Consider the following 21175-nt stretch of genomic DNA (forward strand, 5'->3'; position numbering starts at 1 on the left):
TAAGTTCTTCGCGAAGTTCCTCAGACCGCTCTCGCAATTCATCCACTTCGTCCTGATCGCGGTAGTACACCTCAAGAAGAGCAATCTGCGTATTGAGATCCGTCAATTCCTGACGTTTTCTGAGCAAGTCGTCGCTAAAGCGGGTAATTTCTCTATGGTTTGCCAGCTTACTCTCCAACTCTTCTACAGCGGCCTTTGAGGCCTCATAAGTAGCCACTTCCTTCTGGCGCTCATCTTCCAAGCGCTCCTTCATTACAGCGAGTTGTTTCGTTTGCTCGATGTAATTGATAATGTTATTGTCAATACGGAAATCCTTCAACCGTTCTTCCGCATCTTTCAAACGAGCCATCGCCGCCTCCGTCTGCAATCTGAAATACTCAACTACATTGTTAGCTTGGCGCTTCTTGATAACAGCCATTCTATCCAAAAACACCTCATTCAGAATCTCAAGCGTTCTCTGTGCGATGCGCGGATTAGACCATTGGTATTGAATCTCAAGAAAATCGCTGTTATTTAACCTGTTGACCTTTACAGCTTGGATGGCCTGGGCGCTGAAAGGGCTCCATTCCACAGAGAACAATTGCTTGTGTAATTCGGAGCCGTGCTCCTGGACTTTGAATTTTCTTACTTGCGCCTCGATAGCTAAGGCATTGGTATCTGTAACCCATGCTGACCATATCTCCTCGGGCACCCAAGTTGCATACTCTAGATCCAGATACATCCCCTTTGACCAACCGAGGGCCTCTTCTGCTAAGAGCTTAATACCTACATCCTCGAGAGTCTGACGAGACTTAATCACGTTCGTCATATTGTCAAACTCACTGTTGATTGAGAAGAAGTCAGACTTCGCAGATTCCACATTGTCCAGTGAGATACCACTCGCAATACCCGTGTAAATCTCGGTTTTGCTTTCATAGACCTTTTGTTCATTCATGGTTAGAACGAACACGAGCGCTGAAACGCCAACAGCTCCTATAATCAGGAACTTCAAGTTTTTCCCCAGTAAGCTTATCAATTGGCGAAGGGTCATGGTTCTACTGTATTTTGGAATCGGCTAAACGGCACACCTACAAGTCTTTCCAAACGTTGGTAGGCATTGGAGAACTCAATTCTCAATCTTTCATACTCCGAATTTGACTTAGCCTTGAGGTCGGTATTCGCGCCAAGTTGGTCCAACGAAAGCTCACCTTCTCTAAATCGTTCTTCGGACATCTCCATAATGAGGTTAGCACTCTCTTTGGCCTCGGCTTGAATCTCTAGAAGTCGCTTGAGAAGTACGAGGTTGTTGTACTCCTGAATAACCTGCTCTTCCACTTTGCGCTCCATTTCGAGCTGTTTGGCTTGTTCGGAATACATCTCTGCTTCGCGCTGATTAATTCGATCGCTCCTCCCAATGAACGTTGAAAGCGGAATTTGTATACCCACCGTAAACTGATATCCTAGAAACAATTGATTCAAGAATGCTCCCTGGTTACCAAAGTTGTATTGGGCTCCAACCGCGATATTCTCCGACCAATCTTTTCTAATCATGGAAACCTCATACTCACGTGCCTTCGCTCGGTAATTGTAGTAAGCCACTTCTGGACTGTTAACTAGAGCCGAATCAATAAGTAGGTGCAAGGGCGGAATGTATGTGAAAAGCTCGGGTTGTTCGGGCTCAGGTGGCTCTTCTGTCAATGCCGCTTGTAGGGCCTCGACCGAATCTATTTCGGCCTCGGTTTGAGCAAGCGCAACCTGAGTAATGAACAGGGTAAATAGAAATATCGTGAACTTGGGTCTAAACATTCTCCTTTTGAATTAACGCTGGTATCGTGCGCAGAATGATCTTGATATCAAACCACAACGAATGCTTTTGAGCGTAGGTATTGTCGAGCTGTTTGCGCTCTTCATCAGACATCTCCGATGTTCCTCTCTTCTCAACTTGCCAGAGGCCAGTAATTCCGGCAGGCGCCATGAAACGCTCGGCCCAATCGTCGGAAGTCAAACTCTCTGCCTCATAGAGCGGCAAAGGACGGTTTCCAACAATGGACATATCTCCTTTAAGCACGTTAATGAGCTGTGGAAGCTCATCAATACTTGTATTGCGAATAAACTTACCCACTTTGGTTATGCGTGGATCATTGGCGATTTTGAAGAAAGCAGATCCTGCCTGTCTGCTCTTCCAGTCTCTGTATTCGTCCTCGCTCATTTTGCTTCCATCAGGCATTACGAGGTATGGGACATTTTCAGGAACCGCAGCATCAATGGGAAGGGTATTAGGTTCTGAAACGATTACATCCTCCGCATATTGATTCAGGTGGGCCAATTCCTTTAGCCTTCTATCGGCATCAGGGTACATCGATCGAAACTTCAAGAAATCGAATACACGGTAGCCGGTACCCACGCGTTTCGACTTGTAAACGATTGGCCCTTTTGATTCAAGTCGAATTGCAATAATGACTAGCAACAGGATGGGCGAAATCACAAGTAAAACCGAACCAGCAAAAACGATATCAAACAGTCTTTTTGATCGGCTAATTGGTCTGCCGACGAGGTCAACATCACTCTCTTTGTCCGATTTCCACGATTTCAATTTAACGATGAACTCCGCTCTTTCTGTGAGAATTTCAGAATCGAAAGGGCGCACATACGCATCATCGACCCCCTGTTTTAACAACATGGGATTGGGCTTGAAGCCTTCTTTACCTAGAAGGACGATTGAGGTACTCGAACTCAAGACACCTCTTACGACTGGCAGAACATCGGTCCAATGTTTTCCATCTGAGAGTGCATCCAGATACAAGATATCGAGGTTACTTGAAGCAGAAGAATCTATGAACTCACCCAGTGTAGAAAACACGCTAGATTGATGACCTTCGGCCGCCTTCAGGTGAGCCACGAGGCTCTCATCCGCTCCGATATAGGCAAGATTCATAGGATATACCCTTTGATTCTTAATAGGTTATCTACACGTAAGTGCAGCTCTTTGGGGTTAAAGGGCTTCACTAAGTAATCGTTCGCACCAGCTTCGAAGCAAGAGACACGCTCGTTGCTCGATTCCTCAGCAGAAAGCATAACGACCATGAGCTCCTTATAAAATGCGCTTTCCCGAATTCGCTTGAGGGTTTCGAGGCCTGACACTTCTGGCATGTTGAGGTCGAGAATCATGAGATGCGGAAGCTCCCCGTCGTACAAGGAGGAAAGAACATCCTTGCCGTTCTCGAATAATTTAATCTGATATCTATCTTTCAAAATACCATTCACCAAGGTGCGCATAACCTTGTCATCATCTACAACAAAGATGTTAGGAATAGGCTGGTCTCTCATGATTGCTCATGTTTGTTTTTAAAGGCTAGTATGGCGTTCAAACCAACTCGCAAACTGCGGAATACACTAAAATTGGATATTCGATTTACTTGCCACATTCCATAGAGAATACCCACGAAAAGGGTCCCAAAAGTGACTAGTCCAACCGCATTCCAATCATACCCCAAAGCGAGAACGAGTATGTCGAGAACTATATTAAAGGTCAACATCAATCCGACCTTTTGCAAGTTTTTCTGTGGAGAATTCGTCAATTCTAAAATCACACCCGCCGTTCTATCGATAGGAACTAGCAAGATATACCCTCCAAAAATCCTCAGCAGCCATACCGAACTTTCGTATCCATCTCCAGCAATGAGCCACACGAGTTGCGGAGCTGCAAAGATTAAAACTAGTGCTACCGGAAGGGTAAGCCAGACGAGAAGTCCCATTTCACGTTCGGCCAACTTCATCAACTTCTCAGGGTGCTCTACTTCATAGGCCGAAGATAATTTGGGCAATACAGCGCCCATAAGTGCATTCACTCCAATGTACGCCGTTCCAACCAGTCGCTCTGCAACCCCATAGATAGCCACCGCAGTTCCTCCCAAAAAGGCCATGAGAATATAACCGTCAGAGGAACGCAACACATTTGACGCTGCCAGCGTCGTACTCGTATACCTACCGAATCGCCACATAGGCTTCAAATGTGTGTAACTCGAAAACGAAATCACTCCAAGCTTTCTGCGAAAACCTTCCCACAAAGCAATTGCGAGATTGGATCCGATATAGATTAAAATGACGCTGTACACATCCACTGGCATCACCAAAGCTACGGCAATGAGCATGATGAGTTGGAAAAGAACGCGAGAGTATCCCATACCGATGAAATCCGCGCGGGCAGCGTATCGAATATGGGCCATCGACATGGGGATTGAAACAATTGGAATAATAGCCCAGCCTATAAGCCATGCGCTATTCACTTCAAATGGCAAGATGCTTACCACACCAACGACTAAAAGTGCAATTCCCGATAGAATCAATTGCAATAAGAAGGCTGATGAATTCAGATCCACTCTTTCATCTTCATGCTTGAAGTGCTTCACAAAATAAGTCTGAATGAACCCACTTCTGAACATATCGTACAAGCCGTATACGAGAAGAAAAAACAGCCAATCTCCGAACACATCTGAAGTTAGTGTTCTTGCTAAAAAGGCGAAAACCAACATTCCAACAAGAGCGGAAGCGACTGAGCTTGCCACACTCTGAAATTTCGAGAATCGAAGAATCTTGTGAATAAGTGATTTCAAAGGCCTCTAAATCAGAGTTGTAAAGTTATGACACACAACTGCTTCGTCAATTACCGTTTTTCGGCTAACTTGATACATTCATCGAAAAGATACGGACTTATGGCTCAATCTCGGTTCATTTTTATGGCTCAACAGCCAATGGACACCAAAATCGGCAGCAATGCGATCGATATGGCCTACGAAATTTCAAAGCGTCACGAGGTGCTTTACGTGAATATCCCAATGGACCGTATCACCAAATTGAGGAATAAGGAAGAGGACCGTGATTTCCTCAAAAGAAGAAAAGAGGTGGCCAATGGAAGTCGAAAGCCTCTAGAGAAAATTCGTGAAAATCTCTGGCAACTAACCCCTGGCATCACTCTGGAATCCATTAATACTCTTCCCGATGGTTCCTTGTTTGACAAACTCAACATGTGGAACAATCGCAAGCTGAGTGCAGTAATACTAGGCGCTGTGCAAGAGCTTGGCTGGGATTCGTATTATTTGTTGAATGATTCCGACATGTTTCGAGGGTACTACATGAAGGAGCTGTTAAACCCATCGGGATTCATCTATTATTCAAGAGACAACCTTCGCGAGGTAGATTACTTTAAAAAGCACGGAACGCGCATCGAACCACTGTTGATGGCAAAAGCGGATGCATGCGTGACCAATAGCGCCTACTTGCGAGATGAGTGCGCAAAGTTCAACGCCAACAGTTATGACATTGGCCAGGGGTGCGATCTTTCGGCTTTTGATCCCAGTATTTCACACGAGCGCCCTAGCGTTTTTCCAGATACCCAAGCCCCGATAATTGGATACGTAGGTGCACTCATTGAGCTACGTCTCGATATCCCGCTACTCGAGGAGTTAGCGAAAAGGGCACAGCATCTTCATTTTGTATTCACAGGTCCACAGGATGCTGCTTTTGAGAAATCGAAACTTCACGGGATGGAGAATGTAACCTTCACCGGGCCATGTAAGCCAACAGATGCTCCGCAATTCGTTTCTCACTTCGACGTATGCATCAATCCACAACGCATTCATCCAATGACGATAGGAAACTATCCCAGAAAGATTGATGAGTACCTAGCGCTGGGTAAGCCGACAGTAGCTACACTTACGAGAGCGATGGAGATGTTTAGCGACCATGTTTATTTGGCGGAAGATGCCGATGGATATCTAGCCGCTTTTGAGAAAGCGCTAAATGACAATTCTGCTGAACTTCAAGAGGATCGCAGAAAATTCGCCCTCACCCATTCGTGGGAGAATTCCATCGAGAAGATGTACGAGGCGATGCGTTCAGTCGGACTTTCGATTTGACCCCTTTTCTGTTACGTTAAAGGTTCTTGCACTGTCCTTTTTTATTCCTAGGATTCCTTTAATAAGGGCCACCATGGCTTTTGGTGCAAATAATATGGCCTGGATCATTCGAGCATCATAATAAGCTCTAGGAATGGCCATCATAAATGCGAGAACTAGGAATACGTACAATTGAACCCATGCGCCGAGCCCGTTCAACACGAGATCTATTACGGCGATTACGGATAGCAAGCCGAAGAGTATAAACTTCGGCAGGAAGCCCCACTGGAGCCATTTGTCGAAATACCCAATGTTGCCCATTCCCAGCTGAACAAATGCCATGGCCGAAGACGAAAAGAAAGCAGCGTATTGACTGCTGATCCATCGAGTACGTTGCTTCGAGAATTGTTGGGTGTTGGAAACCTTTTCGTCTAAGACAACCACCTCATGAGCATAGGTGATGAAATGTTCATTTTCAAGAAGGTAGAGCTCATAGAACTTGTCTTCTCCTGACATTTCCTCGTCAATACCGTTCACCATTTCGTGGAATACTCGAAAATCGAATACCATTCCTGATCCCGTAAGCGCAGCTGAAATCCCCAGCACATTGTGGCCTTTTCTGAAAATCGAATTTCCAATGGCCTCATTGAGGGTGTCGAGAAAGGCCATGGGCGTATCAGAGTTCAAGGCAGAGCGGTTGCACTGTACCACAGGCTTTTCAGCATAAACAGAATGGAGTAGAAAATTCCAGTTCTCAGCCGTCATTCGATTATCTGCGTCGAGGATAACCACTTTGTCATAGTTCGCCTCCTCCAATCTATTCGCGGCAATTCGCAAGCTCTTGGCCTTGGTACTCTTATCTAAAACAATGGGAATCACTCGTGCTCCTAGTTTCTCCAACTTCGTATTGGTTTCGTCTTGGAGTCCATCAGAGAGCACATAGATATGTACGTCCAATAATCCTGAGGTGTCAGAAATCGCATTTTCTACGGTATGCAGAATGACCTCATCTTCTCGGTAGACTGGAATGAGAACAGCCCATGAAAAATGGGCTGTTTCTTCGTGGCGCCTTCTTTTCCGATAAAACATCGAAGCGAAGGCATATAAAAAGAGGTAAAACGTCTGAACGGCAAATAGGATAAATATGACGTTCAGAACGATTTTAAGCATTTAGATAGTTGTTAGTGCTTCACCAACTTGTGCGTCCAAGTAGTTTGGCCAGATTGTACTTCTACAATGTACAAACCTTCTGGCAAGTTCAATGCAACTTTGTGCGTATTGCTATTAGAGGTCCACGCTTCTGTGTAGAGTAACTTACCGTTCATATCCATGATTCTCACGTCGCCATCCGCCAATGCTCTAGGTGCGGTAATCAACGTGAAATCCTTTGCAGGATTAGGCGCAAGCGACAATGCGTTCACGTCACCCTCTTCAACTGAAAAATCAATCGGAAGCATTTTGAATACTACGGTATCCACTACGCCACCCTGATAGTTAAAAGTGGTGGCAATTGGATGATAGTTCGCAAGTGATACGAACGCGCTATCACCGAACGATCCAATCTTCGCACGGCGGAAACCGGCATCCACTGGGTCTAGGGCTACGGAATCATTGTCAGCCTGAAGGTAAACCTTAGCAGCAGGAAGAGGTAATCCAGTCACACTGTCTTCCACAAAAGCGTAAATACGCGCAGCCGGTGTATAGTTGGCTTCAAATATGAATAGGCCTTCTTGGATGTCGGTAATGAGAATATTACCTGAAGGCAGATAAGGATAAGCTCCCCATGCCCCATCGTAGCCATCGCCACTTAGTGGTGAACTGTCGTAGCTCCCCACTTCTATCAACCAAGTCGGATCTTGAGCATCCAAAATATGCAGACCGTAAGTGTAATAGCTCGTTACAACGAAGTTACCAAGAACGTGGGCATTGTGCGGGATGGTTTGATTGTTCGGAACAACTCTGAAACGATCTGTTTCCGACACATTGCTAAAATCGCTCACGTCGTATGCGGCGATGTATCCTGAGGATACCTCATCTGTGGTGAAAATCGTCTGGTTGTCATCGCTTGGCCAGCAATTGTGTGCAAACGTGCTAGGCGTGTTCCATTGAGCTCTGAAGGCGGGTTGAGACTTGTTCGTCACATCACTAACCACCATGCCATTGCCTAGTGCTGCTCCCCACAACGTATCTCCTCTGGCAAATCCATCATGTAAGTAGGATGAATTATACATCCCCAAGAATGACGGGTTCCACGGATCGTTCGTCAAGTCGAACATGAGCGCACCGCCTAGACCAACATCGGCTCCAAAGATGTAGAGTACCCCGTTTTCATCGATCCAAAGGTTATGGCTTCGTGTAGCTGAATCTTCAACTGTATTGATGATTGCCTTTGGGTAAATGAATTGGAATGTCGGATTCGTCATGCTGTCGAGATCCACGATTAGAAGACCATTGTTCGAAGGGCTGCTAGAGAAATCATGCATTACGTAAGCGTAATGATCGTACGTTTTAATATCTCTCCAAGTACTGTTCGACCCAGGGATAAAGAACTGTTCAACCGGATTTGAAGGTACGGTCACATCAACAACGGAGAAACCGTTTCTAACGCCAACTAGGGCGTATTCATTCCCGTTTCCATCTTCATAGCCCCAAACGTCGTTTAGGTCGGCAGTGTAGGTACGCTGACCGAGAAGAACGGTATTGACAGGAGTATTCTGTGCGAATGATCCAACTCCAATAAGTAGTGATAGCGCGGCGAGTAAGTGTTTTTTCATCTCTTAAAATTCCAAGGTGATCTGAGATGGACCATCTCCATCTTCAGATTTACTCTCATTCTGAACTTCTGAATTGTCGTCGATAGATTCCTCTTCTTCAACATCTTCAGGCTCAGGTTCAGGAAGCAAGTTAATGGTTTTCACGTCATGTGGCGTCAATTGATTCCCCTGAGCCTTCCATCCTTTAACGGAAATGAAGTCCGCAAGGTTGGTTTCTTCCGCATCTCGTTGCTTTCCTTTTATCTTCTTGAATATCACTTCGATACTTGGGTTCGGTGAAGTCGACACCAACTCGAGATGACTTCCATTCGAATCCGAGATAAAGAGGTTCTTCTCAGCGTTCACCACTTCAACCAAGAAGCGCTTCACGAAGTAGCGTTCCTTCACCCCATCCCAATATACGGCTGAGATGGCAGCATCGGGACGCCATTTCTCCATCAAAATCATGTCCTCATCGAAGTGCGTGCTCACATCGAAACCGGTCAGACGATAATGTCCACTCTGCAAAATGGTGAGAATCTTGTCATCTCCCCTAAACGCGCCCAATAGCTCTCCTCTACCTTCGTAGTTCAGGCGTTTTACCGTTTCATCGTACCAAACTTTTCTAGGGGCCAATGTGCTCACGCCCTCTTCCTTCATCTCAATCTTGCGGATTGGATATTTGGAAGCGATGTTCCCCTTCGCTGCTCTACCCTTAATGGCTAGTTCAGAAAAATCAACATCAAACTTGAGTTTCTTCAGGCGCTGAAGGGCTTTGAGATACACGGTTACGACTTCTGCTTCTCCATTCGGGTTAGCCGTGAAGTACAATACTTGCGAACCTTTGTTTCCCGCAGTGAGGTCATATTCTCGATCGCGCGTTACGGAAGTCACGTTAAATCGCTTCATGAGAGAAGTTCCCTTAGGACCTCCATCGCGATAAATCATGTTATAAACCGTGCGCTTGTCGCCTTTCTTAAATACGGCCACATGGATGATGTCCTTCCCGACGTACGTCTTGGTATCAACCTTTGTTACCAACATTACGCCGTCTCTACGGAACACGATGATGTCGTCGATATCCGAACAATCGCAAACGTACTCTTCCTTTCGAAGACCGGTTCCAATAAAACCTTCCTCTCGGTTAACGTAGAGCTTCTCGTTGGCGATGGCCACTTTGGTTGCTACGATATCGTCGAACGTTCTGATTTCAGTCTTGCGCTCGCGACCTACGCCGTATTTTTTCTTGAGGTTCTTGAAGTAGTCGACCGCATAGTCTACGAGATTGGCCAACTTGTCTTTCACCTCGGCTATATCGCCCTCGAGGGAAGCGATTTTGTCATTTGCTTTGTCGGAATCAAACTTAGAAATACGCTTAATTCTGATTTCGGTGAGGCGAACGATATCTTCTTCTGTAACCGACCTGATGAGGTGTTTGATGTGAGGTTCCAATCCTTTTCGGATGTTACCTATAACTTCTTCCCAGGTTTCGGCTTCTTCGATGTCGCGATAAATGCGATTTTCGATGAATATCTTCTCTAGACTTGCAAAATGCCAGGCTTCCTCAAGCTCTTTGAGTGTAATTTGAAGCTCCGCTTTCAGCATTTCTAGCGTATGCTCCGTACTTCTTCTCAAGAGTTCGGATACGCCAATGAAGAGTGGTCTGTCATTTTCGATGATGCAACACAAAGGCGACACAGAGTTCTCACAATTCGTGAAAGCGTAAAGTGCATCAATGGTTTTATCCGGCGAAATATTGGCAGGCAAGTGAACGAGGATTTCAACGAACTCGGCCGTGTTATCCTCAATCTTTTTAATCTTGATTTTCCCTTTCTCGTTGGCCTTAACGATAGAATCTATGAGGCTTTGAGTGGTAGTGCCGAAAGGAATCTCGGTAATCTGCAACGTCTTCTTATCCAGCTGAGCAATCTTCGCACGTACGCGAACTTTACCCCCTCTAACACCATCATTGTATTGGGTGAAATCTGCAATGCCACCTGTTGGAAAATCGGGATAGATAGTCGCTTTCTTACCGCGAAGAATCTTAATACTTGCGTCGATAAGCTCGTTAAAGTTATGCGGAAGCACACGTGTGCTCAAACCGACCGCGATACCCTCAACGCCTTGGGTGAGAAGTAACGGGAATTTAGCTGGGAGGTGGATGGGTTCCTTGCCTCGACCGTCGTAACTAAGCTGCCAATCTGTAATTTTTGGGTTGAAGACAACGTCAAGTGCAAACTTGCTAAGTCGAGCTTCGATATAACGAGGAGCTGCGGCATTATCTCCTGTGAGCACGTTACCCCAGTTACCTTGGGTATCGATTAACAGTTCTTTTTGCCCCAGTTGAACGAGAGCATCACCAATAGAGGCATCACCGTGGGGGTGATACTTCATGGTCTGACCAATAACGTTGGCCACCTTGTGGAATCTACCGTCATCCATTTCGCGCAACGCGTGAAGTAGTCGGCGCTGAACGGGTTTAAAACCATCTTCGAGAGAAGGAACGGCACGTTCTAGGATTACATAGGAAGCGTAATCGAGGAAATAATCCTCGTACATACCGGAAACCTTCGAGATCCGCTCTTGAGAATCGGACTCATCTGAGAGATTTTCTAGTTCTTCCGGATTGGAAGACTCTTCATTATGTGAATCGTTGTTTGGGTCTTCATTCATATTGACCCCATCCTCATTTTCAATCATCATCGTGTTCGTCGAGATTGAGCTTCTTATTCGCTTTTGCTACTGAGTCTAGCGACCTTCCCAAATCGCGTACCTCTGAGCTTTTTAAGCTGGATATAACTACTCTGAGTGTTTTATACTTTGCCTCTTTGCTCTTGATTTTCAAGATTAAAACCTTTCGGAGAGGCCATCTAATAATTCGGAATCCGATAAGTTTTCGCTTGGGAAACTCATAGAGCTTATTTGAGCGAAGAAAACCTCCTAATATGGGTTCTTTGCTGTCCAAGATCAAGACCTCTCCATCGCTATCATATCTAAACACCGGATTCCCTCGGTATATCAATACCAATGCTATTGCGAGAACTAGGATTGTTATCACCGGTGTTTGATTCCCGATAGATCCGTCGATATTGATGAGCAGGATATCAAAACCTACGGCTAAAATCAAGATTAGGTAGATGTAGCGATAATAAGTGTAGCGCTTGATCGTATTCAGTCTCATACCTCTTTTAGGTTTTCCTCCGTGTCTTTTTCAACACGAAGGTTGTCGATAATGAATTCTTGGCGCTCGGGGGTGTTTTTGCCCATGTAAAAGGCGAGAATATCTTCGATTTTTTGGCCAGGTCCCAAAAGAACAGGTTCCAAGCGAATCTCCTCACCGATGAAGTGTTTGAACTCATCAGGTGAGATTTCACCAAGTCCCTTAAATCGAGTAATCTCAGGCTTTGATCCAAGTTTTAGGATGGCTGCCCTTCTCTCCTCTTCACTGTAGCAATAAATGGTTTCCTTCTTGTTTCTAACTCTAAAAAGTGGAGTTTGAAGGATATAAAGGTGACGTTCCTGAACGAGCTCTGGGAAGAACTGCAGGAAGAATGTTATCAATAGTAGACGAATGTGCATACCGTCGACATCCGCATCCGTAGCAATTACTACGTTGTTGTAACGAAGATTCTCCAAGCCATCTTCAATATTCAATGCAGCTTGAAGAAGGTTGAATTCCTCATTCTCGTAAACGACCTTTTTCGTCAGGCCATAGCAATTGAGCGGTTTACCCTTCAGGCTAAATACCGCTTGCGTTTTTACATCTCTACTCTTGGTGATGGAACCAGATGCAGAATCACCCTCCGTAATGAAGAGTGTGGTTTCGCTGTGACGCTCATCCTTATCCGTGTAGTGAATCTTGCAATCGCGAAGCTTCTTATTGTGAAGGTTTGCCTTCTTCGCACGTTCTCGAGCTAGCTTCTGGATACCGCTCAGTTCCTTTCTTTCTCGCTCAGCCCGAACGATCTTCTTTTGAATTGCTTCGGCAACATCTGCGTTTCGGTGCAAGAAGTTATCGAGGTTATTCTTCAAGAAATCGTTTACGAAAGTGCGGAGTGTCGGACCATCTGGACCGATATCATTGGAGCCTAGTTTGGTCTTTGTTTGCGACTCAAACACTGGCTCAATCACCTTAACGCTCACCGCACAAATGACGCTTTGACGGATGTCGGCAGCATCGTAATTCTTACCATAAAAGTCACGAATCGTGCGTACCAAGGCTTCTCGAAGGGCGCTTTGGTGCGTACCACCTTGGGTGGTATGCTGACCATTGACGAAGGAATAGTATTGTTCACTCTGGGAACGCTCGGCGTGTGTAAGTGCAATTTCGATATCCTCGCCCTTGAGGTGAATGATATCGTGCATGATCTCGCCGTTGATATTGTCGCTAAGGAGATCCTTTAGTCCGTTTTCGGAATAATATTTCTCACCATTGAACATGATGGTGAGGCCCGGATTCAGGTACACATAGTTCCAGAGCATCTTTTCGACATACTCGCTGCGGAACTTGTAGTTCACGAAGATGCTTGGGTCAGGAGTAAACTGAACCTTGGTACCTTTTCGCAGTGAGCTTGCCTCTGGTGCAGACTCTTCGATAAGGGCGCCGGTTTCGAAAGTGGCAAATTTGGTTTCGCCGTCGCGTACCGCTTGCACTTTGAAATGGCTGGAAAGGGCGTTTACAGCCTTTGTACCTACACCGTTCAGACCGACAGACTTCTTAAAAGCTTTCGAATCATACTTGGCACCTGTATTCATTTTGGAAACAACGTCAACCAGCTTTCCGAGTGGAATACCTCGACCATAGTCGCGAACGGTTACTACGCCGTCCTTTATGGCAACCTCAATGGTTTTACCAGACCCCATGACGAATTCATCGATAGAGTTATCGATAACTTCTTTGAGAAGAATGTAAATACCATCGTCGGGAGATGATCCATCGCCAAGTTTCCCGATATACATACCAGGACGAAGGCGGATGTGTTCCTTCCAATCGAGACTCCGAATATTGTCTTCCGTATACTTAGTTTCGGACATAGGTGATTAGGCTAATTGACGCTTTTATCCTCAATAAGGGCTAAAAATACACAATTAGCCAAGCCTCCGAAGGCGCTCGGGAATCAACTTTTTAACAGCTTTGGCTTACAGACTGTTAACTAGTAATTTGAAGTGAAAAATGATTACACGTTGAAGCGGAAATGCATCACATCCCCGTCCTTCACGATGTATTCTTTGCCTTCTACACGGAGTCGACCTGCATCGCGAGCTGCGGCTTCGGTTTCATACTTCACATAGTCGTCGTATGAGATTACCTCAGCACGGATGAAGCCTTTCTCAAAGTCAGTGTGAATCACGCCTGCGGCTTGAGGAGCAGTACTTCCCATATCGATGGTCCATGCGCGAACCTCCTTCTCACCCGCTGTGAAATAGGTTTGAAGTTTAAGGAGCTGGTAAGCTGCACGAATTACACGGTTCACACCTGGTTCTTCAAGTCCAGCTTCTTCGAGGAACATTTCGCGTTCTTCGAATGAGTCAAGTTCGGCGATATCGGCCTCTGTGGCAGCGGCAATGTGAATAACTTCTGCGTTCTCATCGGCAACAGCGGCCTTTACGGCATCGACGTGTGCGTTGCCTTTTGCAGCATTGGCTTCCTCAACATTACAGAGGTAAAGCACCGGCTTATCGGTCAATAATTGGTAGTCGTCTAACCACTCTGCTTCCTCTTCATTTCTTTCGAAGGAACGAACAGATTTTCCCTGTTCAATGAATGCAGTCAAACGCTCAATCATTTCAACCTCTCTGAATGCCTCTTTGTTTGACCCTTTGGCGTTCTTCTTGGCCTTTTCGAGTCGCTTTTCTAGCGTTTCAAGATCCTTGAGCTGAAGCTCGGTGTCGATAGTCTCTTTATCACGAACAGGGTCGATACTGCCGTCTACGTGCGTAATGTTCCCATTTTCAAAACAGCGGAGGACGTGTATGATGGCGTTACACTCTCGGATGTTACCGAGGAATTTGTTGCCAAGACCTTCGCCCTTACTTGCTCCTTTAACCAGACCAGCGATATCCACAATTTCTACAGTAGCGGGAACCACACGCTCGGGGTTTACAAGCTCTTCGAGTTTATATATTCTGGGATCTGGAACATTGACGGTGCCCATGTTGGGCTCGATTGTACAGAATGGATAGTTTGCTGCTTGCGCTTTTGCGTTGCTCAAGCAGTTAAAGAGGGTTGATTTACCCACATTCGGAAGTCCGACAATGCCACATTTCATACGTTGCGTGATTTAGAGGCCGCAAAGGTACTTATTCGGCGCGAGAAAACTTCGATTGGAAGCGTCAGGCGATAAGCAACAGGCTCAGGCGCGAGGCTTGTGCGATAGGCTGAGGGAGTTGGCGACATGCAACAAGCGTGAGGCGCGCGGCGACTGAAGTGAGCCGATAAGCATGGGGCTTCAGGCTGGTGCTAGTGACTGGAGGAGTGTAATGTGTGGAGGATGCTTGGATTTTTTGTGGGGGCTATGTATCCCCTCCCCGGTCTCAAGCTACGCATCAAAGCTGAAACAAGTCGGATGGTAAACGTTTACAAACGCTTAGTTACGAACATGAACGCGGGATTCACATAAATAATTCTAAACGATAGCTATTGTCCCCGATTTGTCCATCTGAAAAGTCTGGTTGTCTTGAATAAAATCTCGAACTTGAGACCGGGGAGGGGCTGATAAGCCCCGTTAAATCAACGCAAATTAAAAGGTCCAACAGTCTAACCCTCCAACCCTCCAACCATCTAACCCTCCAACAGTCTAACCCTCCAACCCTCTAACCCTCCAACCCTCCAACCCTCCAACCCTCCAACCCTCTGACAATCCAACCCTCCAACAGCGCACCCCATGAAATATCCCATCGGCAAAGCCCAATTTTCTTCGGAACTCAACAATGAAATCTTTACCAACGCTATTCATAGAATCGAAAGGCTTCCGGCAATACTTAAGCGTCAAGTTGAAGGATTGAATGCGGATGAACTCCAAGCCCAGTACCGTGAAAATTCATGGACTATCCAGCAGGTGGTTCATCATATTGCTGACAGTCATATGAACGGTTTTGTGAGGACGAAATGGGCATTGTCAGAGTCTAAACCAGTGATAAAGCCTTACGATGAAAAAAAGTGGACCGAACAGCCTGATGTTCTGGACCTACCGATTGAGGTAAGCTTGAATCTGATAGAATCCATCCACACGCGATGGACCTATTTATTCAGAAACCTTTCTGAGAAGGAATTGAACAAGGTCTTCATTCATCCCGATGGGAATGTTGAGTACAAGCTGTTTCAGCATGCAGAGATGTATGCGTGGCACGGGGATCACCATCTGGCACATGTGAAGTTGGCGCTCGGTATATCTAAGCTCTAATCGAAGGTCACGGGGCTACCTCAACACTACTTTTTCCCTCAAAACTTCACCAGATTCATCCTTCACACTTAAAACATACATTCCTTTCGGAAGGTCAGATAGGTCTAAAGTGTAGCAGCCATCAGGCGAGTTTGCTTTGCCTGTAGTCCTCACCAAGTCACCATTCAGACTGTAAATAGCAAAAGCTCTCTCACCGGAAGACGCGTTCGGAATGCATGCTTGAATAACACCATCCGTCGGGTTTGGTGATAGTAACATGGCGCGAACCACAGATTCTTCCCGCACACTAATGTTTTCGATTAAGATAGAGCGTGATACAACCGGTTGTCCACAAGGCGTATGCGGTAGGATGTTGTAATAATTCAAGATTTCGTCATCGAACGTCACAAACACGGTGTCACCCATCATTGCCGGCAGTCCAGCGAATCTCCATTCTATAGAATCTGCACTATTTACTTGTGCATAAAACATATATGTGACCGTTGAGTCGGTGTTGGATACATACACGTATCCGTCATTGACCACTGGTGGAACGATATCCACATTCGCTTCTACATATTCAATCCATCGACCGAGAGCACAAGAGTCAATCAAATAGATATCAATAGAGTCTCCAGGAACCAAATTGTACAACCTGTGTGGACTCGTTACTGAAGTAATCGTCGTACCACTCGATGATGGATCAAATCCCTTAGGACCATAAATTAAATTGGTGTTGAGATTCGACGTTGTCCATGTGACTTCTGCAACACCACAATCCGGTATATAAACATAGATATTTGTCGGCGGAGGACAGGCATTGTTCACCCCTTCCAAAATTTCAAAGTTATCTATGAGAATGTCGTTGTAGAAGGTTTGGTTCACGGCATCCATATCTACCCTTAATACAAACTGGATGCTATCCGGATTTTGTGGCGGATTCAAGATGTATTTGATATTGACCCAATCGGCACTGTCACCGCTGTAGGTTATTACATCGTAGTGCCAAGTAGCGCCATCATAATAATCTATGTAGAAGCTATTGTTATCCCCAGGGTAATTGGTGTTGTTACTGTATAACCAAAGCGAGAGTTGAGGAACTTGCAAGTTGGAAACATCAATAAGTGGAGTTACAATGAAGACACTATCTAAAGGTGTTGGAGAACTTCCATCAACCCCTATGGCATACCCTCCATTTCCAGTATAATCAACCTGATTTTGAGCACCATATGCTGGAAAGTATGCGTTTGACAGACCTGTTGGTATCCATGCCGAATTCATTCTGCCTTCAATCAAAGGTTCTGTCCTCCAACATGTTGGAATAATAGTGTCGTCAAATGTTTCAATGAATGGAGCTGATATTGGCAAGCATGGGGTCCAAAAAGAATAAGGACCTTTAATCGCGGACGTTCCAGAGGCACCGCAATCTTCTCGAAGAAAGACTTCGTATTCAGTATTCGGCGTTAAACCGCTCACGGAATAAGACGTTGCGTTTAGATTAACAGTTGTTCTATTTCCAGAAAAAGTACCCGCTGGTGCATACTGGAAAATGAAGTTGTTTGAAGAGAGTCCGGAATTCCATGAAACATCAACCGAGGTTGCTGTGAGGTTTGAAAAAGTGACGCCCATATCACGACGAATTGGGCATGGATTTGAGGTGATTGAAACCTCGTCAATCGCAACATCTTGTTGAAAAGCAGAAAGAGGGTCTATATCAAATACCATGATGAATCGTATTTGACTTTCACCTGTTGAATCAAGAAGTACGTATCGGTCCCTCCAAGGATCAGTTTTCCTTGGTTGTAGTTCTCCCACTAGTGAATCGACAGTAATCCAGATACCGTCAACTTTTTGGCCGACATAGAGAACTTTAATTTCAGAGCCACGCATGTAATAGCTGTACTTCAATTCGGGGTATTGGATACCCGAGAAGTCAATACGGGGAGAATACAGGTAAACCGAATCTCCACTATCCATTGACGCTTCTGTGTACAAGTAATTCCCAGTGCCTGATTTATCGGCTTGAGGTCCAGTTTCTATAGAATTGGTAGAGTCCTCTCTTACCACCCATTTCACAGCACGCAAATCAGTGCTAGGCCATGGGTGAAACCTCCAATCTGCCGAATGCGAAAACTGAGGAATACCAGTATTGTTGAGCGTTTGGTCTGGAACCCAATCGCTGCCATCGAAATCTTCCGCATAAGGCAAACTGTATACAGAATCAGTTTCTGACCTCAACAATCTGAAATTCGCTAGTTCCCAAGGGGACGATGAAACACTCATCTCAAATCTGAGCTGAAACCTCACCGTATCTCCAACTAGAGAATCAGGAAGAAAGATCTCTAAGTATTTCGTATTGTCGGTTCCACCTGGACTCCAGCTACGGAAGGATGGTCCCACCTTTCTCAACACACTCCAACTGGAGTCATTCTGCCTTTGGACAAACACTCGAAAAAAGTCATTTACTCCTGATGTCGATGTGTATTGGTGTCTCAATGTAAAATTCAAGACAGCCTTGTGCGTGATTGCGAAATATGGCGTGTGAACGGGCTTATTCCCCAGGTATCCTCCGGTTGAACTGATTGTCAATCTATTATTCGCTCGAGTCGCAGTAACGTTTGGTGTACCTCCTGATGTCGACCAACATTGAAAGGTAGCCCAATTACCAAACTGATTCTGATAAGGCAATGTCTCCGCTGTGCATTGCGCGTTAGCATCAGCACTAAAGACTAATAATGAGGCAAACAAGCTCCAGAAAAGGGCAGAAATAGAGAGAGATAGAGAATTCATCTGTCAAGATTTGATAGCTCTTGCAAGATAACAGAAAAGAATTGACCGTGTCGTTAGTATCACGTTCATAAATGGGATCATTTTCCCAATTCCCTACCGCCCACTTTGCATATCTTTGCACCCGAGATTCAATTTCAACCCACTTTGGACATGAACGATTTGAAGAACCTCTGCACTCAAGTTCGCAGAGACATTGTACGTATGGTGCACGCTGTTAATTCTGGTCACCCAGGCGGATCCCTCGGTTGTACCGAGTATTTCGTGGCTCTCTACGGAGAGATTATGGAATACAATGCAGCGAATTTTGATATGGATGGAAAAGGCGAAGACCTCTTTTTCCTTTCGAACGGACACATTTCTCCCGTTTTCTACAGCACTCTCGCACGCAATGGCTTCTTCAAGGTTGATGAACTAAATACGTTCAGAAAGATCGATTCCCGCCTTCAAGGTCACCCTACAACCCACGAAGGGCTTCCAGGCGTGAGAATTGCGTCAGGTTCACTCGGACAAGGCATGTCTGTTGCCATAGGAGCTGCAGAAGCAAAAAAGTTGAACAACGACAATCACCTCGTTTTCTCACTGCACGGTGATGGCGAACTCCAAGAAGGACAAATCTGGGAGGCTGCTATGTATGCCGCTGGCAAGAATGTCGACAACCTCATCGCTACCATCGACGCAAACGGTCAACAAATCGACGGATCTACCGACGATGTTCTTCCAATGGGAGATATCGGTCAGAAGTTCGCGGCCTTCGGATGGGATGTGATGACCATTGAAAATGGCAACGACCTCGACAGTGTAATTGCTGGTTTGAACGAAGCCAAAAGTCGCACAGGAAAAGGAAAGCCAGTTTGCATCATCATGAAGACTGAAATGGGTGCAGGTGTTGACTTCATGATGGGTACACACAAATGGCATGGGGTTGCTCCAAACGATGATCAATTGGCAGATGCTCTTGGTCAGCTATCCTCAACATTGACCGACTACTAAGAAGTCTCTTTTGAAGCGTTTTATTCACGGTTTAGTATTTGCTCTCGTTCTGTCGAGCCCCCTCGCTGGTTTCGCTCAACAAAACGATGCGCCAACGACCCGCATTCTGTTCATTTTCGATGGATCAGGTTCCATGCAGGGACGCTGGGAAACGGGTAAGAAAATCGATGTAGCACAACGCTTGATGACCCAAATGCTCGATAGCCTTCAATCCTTGAGGCTTCAGAATTTGGAACTCGCACTACGCGTGTACGGACATAATAAGCCGTCTCCACCGCAAGACTGTAATGATACTCATCTAGAAGTTCCATTTGGGAACAACACCTATGTGAGAATCAAGCAGGTCCTCAGAAGCATCATCCCAAAAGGTACTACGCCTATTGCGCGTTCCTTGGAGTTTTCTGCGGATGACTTCACGCCATGCAATGATTGCAGAAACATCATCATCCTAATAACAGATGGACTCGAGGAGTGCAATGAAGACCCCTGCGCGGTGTCCAGAATGCTTCAAGAACGCGGTATTGCATTGAAACCTTTTGTGATTGGAATTGGACTAGACCCAGAGTTTCGTTCAACCTTTGAATGTGTTGGAAACTATTTTGACGCCGCCGAAGAATCCACTTTCAAAAAGGTACTCGGAGTAGTTATTAGCCAAGCCTTGAATAATACAAGCGGGCAAATCAATCTCCTCGATGATAATGGTCAGCCTATCGAAACGGATGTCCCTTTAGCGGTATATGATGCCGTTTCCGGAAAGCTTATCGAAAGCTTCGTGCATACGCTCGATGCCAATGGAAATCCAGATACGCTAGTGCTCGACCCTTTAGTGACCTATGATGTTTCCGTTTTCACCGTCCCCACCGTACACCAACGTGGAGTTGAAGTTCAAGAGGGAACGCATAATCACATCAACATTCCTGCGGGAAGAGGAACTCTTGACCTTCGTATGAGCGGGTCAAGATCTGCCCAAACCCCAGAAGTGCTCGTCCGTCGACCAGGCGAATCTCGAACACTACACGTTCAGACCTTCAACACAACTCAGGAATACCTCACTGGAACGTATGAAATTGAAATACTTACGTTGCCTAGAATCTATGAGACAGTTACTATTTCTCAGGATGAAACAAACACAGTAAGTATTCCGGCTCCGGGAACGGTGTTCATTCAAACCAGTAGTGCTGGTCCTGGAGGAGTGTACGTAAGAAGAGGAGATGAGCTAATTTGGGTTGCAGAACTCCAAGCAGAAGAAACACGTCATACCTTTGCGCTTCAGCCAGGTGATTACACGGTAATTCACAGGCCAACCACGGCGCAGTCAAGTTTATATTCTAAAAGCAAGTCGTTTACCGTTAGCCCGGGCGGCTCAACCACAGTCAAACTCTAGTAA

At 45.7% G+C, this 21175-nt stretch carries 15 protein-coding genes; 4 read left to right on the forward strand and 11 right to left on the reverse strand.

Annotated features, from left to right (window positions below):
- Positions 1–1026: 1026 nt before the first annotated feature.
- From F8C67_RS03585 to F8C67_RS03600, 4 genes are read right to left on the reverse strand one after another with little or no spacing between them, the layout of a single operon-like run.
- Entirely contained in the window at positions 1027–1785 is a 759-nt protein-coding gene (locus tag F8C67_RS03585; RefSeq protein ID WP_151666421.1) for a TolC family protein, read from the reverse strand.
- On the reverse strand, positions 1778–2914 hold the full coding sequence (locus F8C67_RS03590; RefSeq protein WP_151666422.1) for a sugar transferase: 1137 nt from the start codon (positions 2912–2914) through the stop codon (positions 1778–1780). Before F8C67_RS03590 ends, F8C67_RS03585 begins: the two co-directional genes overlap by 8 nt.
- On the reverse strand, positions 2911–3306 hold the full coding sequence (locus F8C67_RS03595) for a response regulator (protein WP_151666423.1): 396 nt from the start codon (positions 3304–3306) through the stop codon (positions 2911–2913). The genes F8C67_RS03590 and F8C67_RS03595 overlap by 4 nt, the downstream gene beginning before the upstream one ends.
- Positions 3303–4544 carry an oligosaccharide flippase family protein gene (locus F8C67_RS03600; protein WP_151666424.1) on the reverse strand — a complete coding sequence of 414 codons (1242 nt, stop codon included), beginning with the start codon at positions 4542–4544 and terminating at the stop codon, positions 3303–3305. Before F8C67_RS03600 ends, F8C67_RS03595 begins: the two co-directional genes overlap by 4 nt.
- Positions 4545–4619: 75 nt before the next feature.
- Here F8C67_RS03600 and F8C67_RS03605 point away from each other — a divergent pair, with 75 nt between their 5' ends.
- Complete coding sequence (locus F8C67_RS03605; protein WP_223277500.1) at positions 4620–5894, forward strand: glycosyltransferase; 1275 nt, start codon at positions 4620–4622, stop codon at positions 5892–5894.
- On the opposite strand, the gene F8C67_RS03610 is transcribed toward F8C67_RS03605, so the two are convergent.
- The 6 genes from F8C67_RS03610 to ychF all read right to left on the reverse strand — a co-directional run bounded on the left by F8C67_RS03610 (position 5874) and on the right by ychF (position 14895).
- Positions 5874–7043, reverse strand: coding sequence for a glycosyltransferase (locus tag F8C67_RS03610; protein WP_151666425.1), 1170 nt, complete (start codon positions 7041–7043; stop codon positions 5874–5876). The genes F8C67_RS03605 and F8C67_RS03610 overlap by 21 nt on opposite strands.
- A gap of 11 nt (positions 7044–7054) precedes the next feature.
- Entirely contained in the window at positions 7055–8647 is a 1593-nt protein-coding gene (locus F8C67_RS03615) for a choice-of-anchor B family protein (protein ID WP_151666426.1), read from the reverse strand.
- 3 nt (positions 8648–8650) lie between these two features.
- Entirely contained in the window at positions 8651–11329 is a 2679-nt protein-coding gene (locus F8C67_RS03620) for a DNA gyrase/topoisomerase IV subunit A (RefSeq protein ID WP_170266347.1), read from the reverse strand.
- A complete protein-coding gene (locus F8C67_RS03625) occupies positions 11319–11807 on the reverse strand; it encodes a hypothetical protein (RefSeq protein ID WP_151666427.1) in 489 nt (162 codons plus the stop codon). Before F8C67_RS03625 ends, F8C67_RS03620 begins: the two co-directional genes overlap by 11 nt.
- Positions 11804–13660: a DNA topoisomerase IV subunit B gene (locus F8C67_RS03630; protein WP_151666428.1), complete on the reverse strand. Its 1857-nt coding sequence runs from the start codon at positions 13658–13660 to the stop codon at positions 11804–11806. Before F8C67_RS03630 ends, F8C67_RS03625 begins: the two co-directional genes overlap by 4 nt.
- A gap of 143 nt (positions 13661–13803) precedes the next feature.
- Positions 13804–14895 carry a redox-regulated ATPase YchF gene (ychF, locus tag F8C67_RS03635; protein WP_151666429.1) on the reverse strand — a complete coding sequence of 364 codons (1092 nt, stop codon included), beginning with the start codon at positions 14893–14895 and terminating at the stop codon, positions 13804–13806.
- Positions 14896–15510: 615 nt separating this feature from the next.
- Here ychF and F8C67_RS03640 point away from each other — a divergent pair.
- Positions 15511–16029, forward strand: a complete 519-nt coding sequence (locus F8C67_RS03640; protein WP_151666430.1) for a YfiT family bacillithiol transferase — start codon at positions 15511–15513, stop codon at positions 16027–16029.
- Between the two features lie 15 nt (positions 16030–16044).
- Here the strand turns inward: F8C67_RS03640 and F8C67_RS03645 are convergent, their stop codons facing one another.
- The gene (locus F8C67_RS03645) at positions 16045–18798 is read right to left on the reverse strand and encodes a T9SS type A sorting domain-containing protein (RefSeq protein WP_151666431.1); all 2754 of its coding nucleotides are present in this window, start codon (positions 18796–18798) and stop codon (positions 16045–16047) included.
- A 150-nt stretch (positions 18799–18948) separates the two neighbouring features.
- Here F8C67_RS03645 and F8C67_RS03650 point away from each other — a divergent pair, with 150 nt between their 5' ends.
- Positions 18949–19788: a transketolase gene (locus F8C67_RS03650; RefSeq protein ID WP_151666432.1), complete on the forward strand. Its 840-nt coding sequence runs from the start codon at positions 18949–18951 to the stop codon at positions 19786–19788.
- Between the two features lie 10 nt (positions 19789–19798).
- Positions 19799–21172, forward strand: a complete 1374-nt coding sequence (locus F8C67_RS03655) for a vWA domain-containing protein (RefSeq protein ID WP_151666433.1) — start codon at positions 19799–19801, stop codon at positions 21170–21172.
- Positions 21173–21175 lie beyond the last annotated feature (3 nt).

Source organism: Phaeocystidibacter luteus (genome assembly GCF_008933115.1).
GTDB classification, from domain to species: domain Bacteria; phylum Bacteroidota; class Bacteroidia; order Flavobacteriales; family Schleiferiaceae; genus Phaeocystidibacter; species Phaeocystidibacter luteus.

Excerpts from the sequence above, each read along its gene's own strand:
- F8C67_RS03585 (WP_151666421.1), bottom strand. The coding sequence starts at position 1,785 with ATGTTTAGACCCAAGTTCACGATATTTCTATTTACCCTGTTCATTACT.
- F8C67_RS03590 (WP_151666422.1), bottom strand. The coding sequence starts at position 2,914 with ATGAATCTTGCCTATATCGGAGCGGATGAGAGCCTCGTGGCTCACCTG.
- F8C67_RS03595 (WP_151666423.1), bottom strand. The coding sequence starts at position 3,306 with ATGAGAGACCAGCCTATTCCTAACATCTTTGTTGTAGATGATGACAAG.
- F8C67_RS03605 (WP_223277500.1), top strand. The coding sequence starts at position 4,620 with ATGACACACAACTGCTTCGTCAATTACCGTTTTTCGGCTAACTTGATA.
- F8C67_RS03610 (WP_151666425.1), bottom strand. The coding sequence starts at position 7,043 with ATGCTTAAAATCGTTCTGAACGTCATATTTATCCTATTTGCCGTTCAG.
- F8C67_RS03615 (WP_151666426.1), bottom strand. The coding sequence starts at position 8,647 with ATGAAAAAACACTTACTCGCCGCGCTATCACTACTTATTGGAGTTGGA.
- F8C67_RS03620 (WP_170266347.1), bottom strand. The coding sequence starts at position 11,329 with ATGATGATTGAAAATGAGGATGGGGTCAATATGAATGAAGACCCAAAC.
- F8C67_RS03625 (WP_151666427.1), bottom strand. The coding sequence starts at position 11,807 with ATGAGACTGAATACGATCAAGCGCTACACTTATTATCGCTACATCTAC.
- F8C67_RS03630 (WP_151666428.1), bottom strand. The coding sequence starts at position 13,660 with ATGTCCGAAACTAAGTATACGGAAGACAATATTCGGAGTCTCGATTGG.
- ychF (WP_151666429.1), bottom strand. The coding sequence starts at position 14,895 with ATGAAATGTGGCATTGTCGGACTTCCGAATGTGGGTAAATCAACCCTC.
- F8C67_RS03640 (WP_151666430.1), top strand. The coding sequence starts at position 15,511 with ATGAAATATCCCATCGGCAAAGCCCAATTTTCTTCGGAACTCAACAAT.
- F8C67_RS03645 (WP_151666431.1), bottom strand. The coding sequence starts at position 18,798 with ATGAATTCTCTATCTCTCTCTATTTCTGCCCTTTTCTGGAGCTTGTTT.
- F8C67_RS03650 (WP_151666432.1), top strand. The coding sequence starts at position 18,949 with ATGAACGATTTGAAGAACCTCTGCACTCAAGTTCGCAGAGACATTGTA.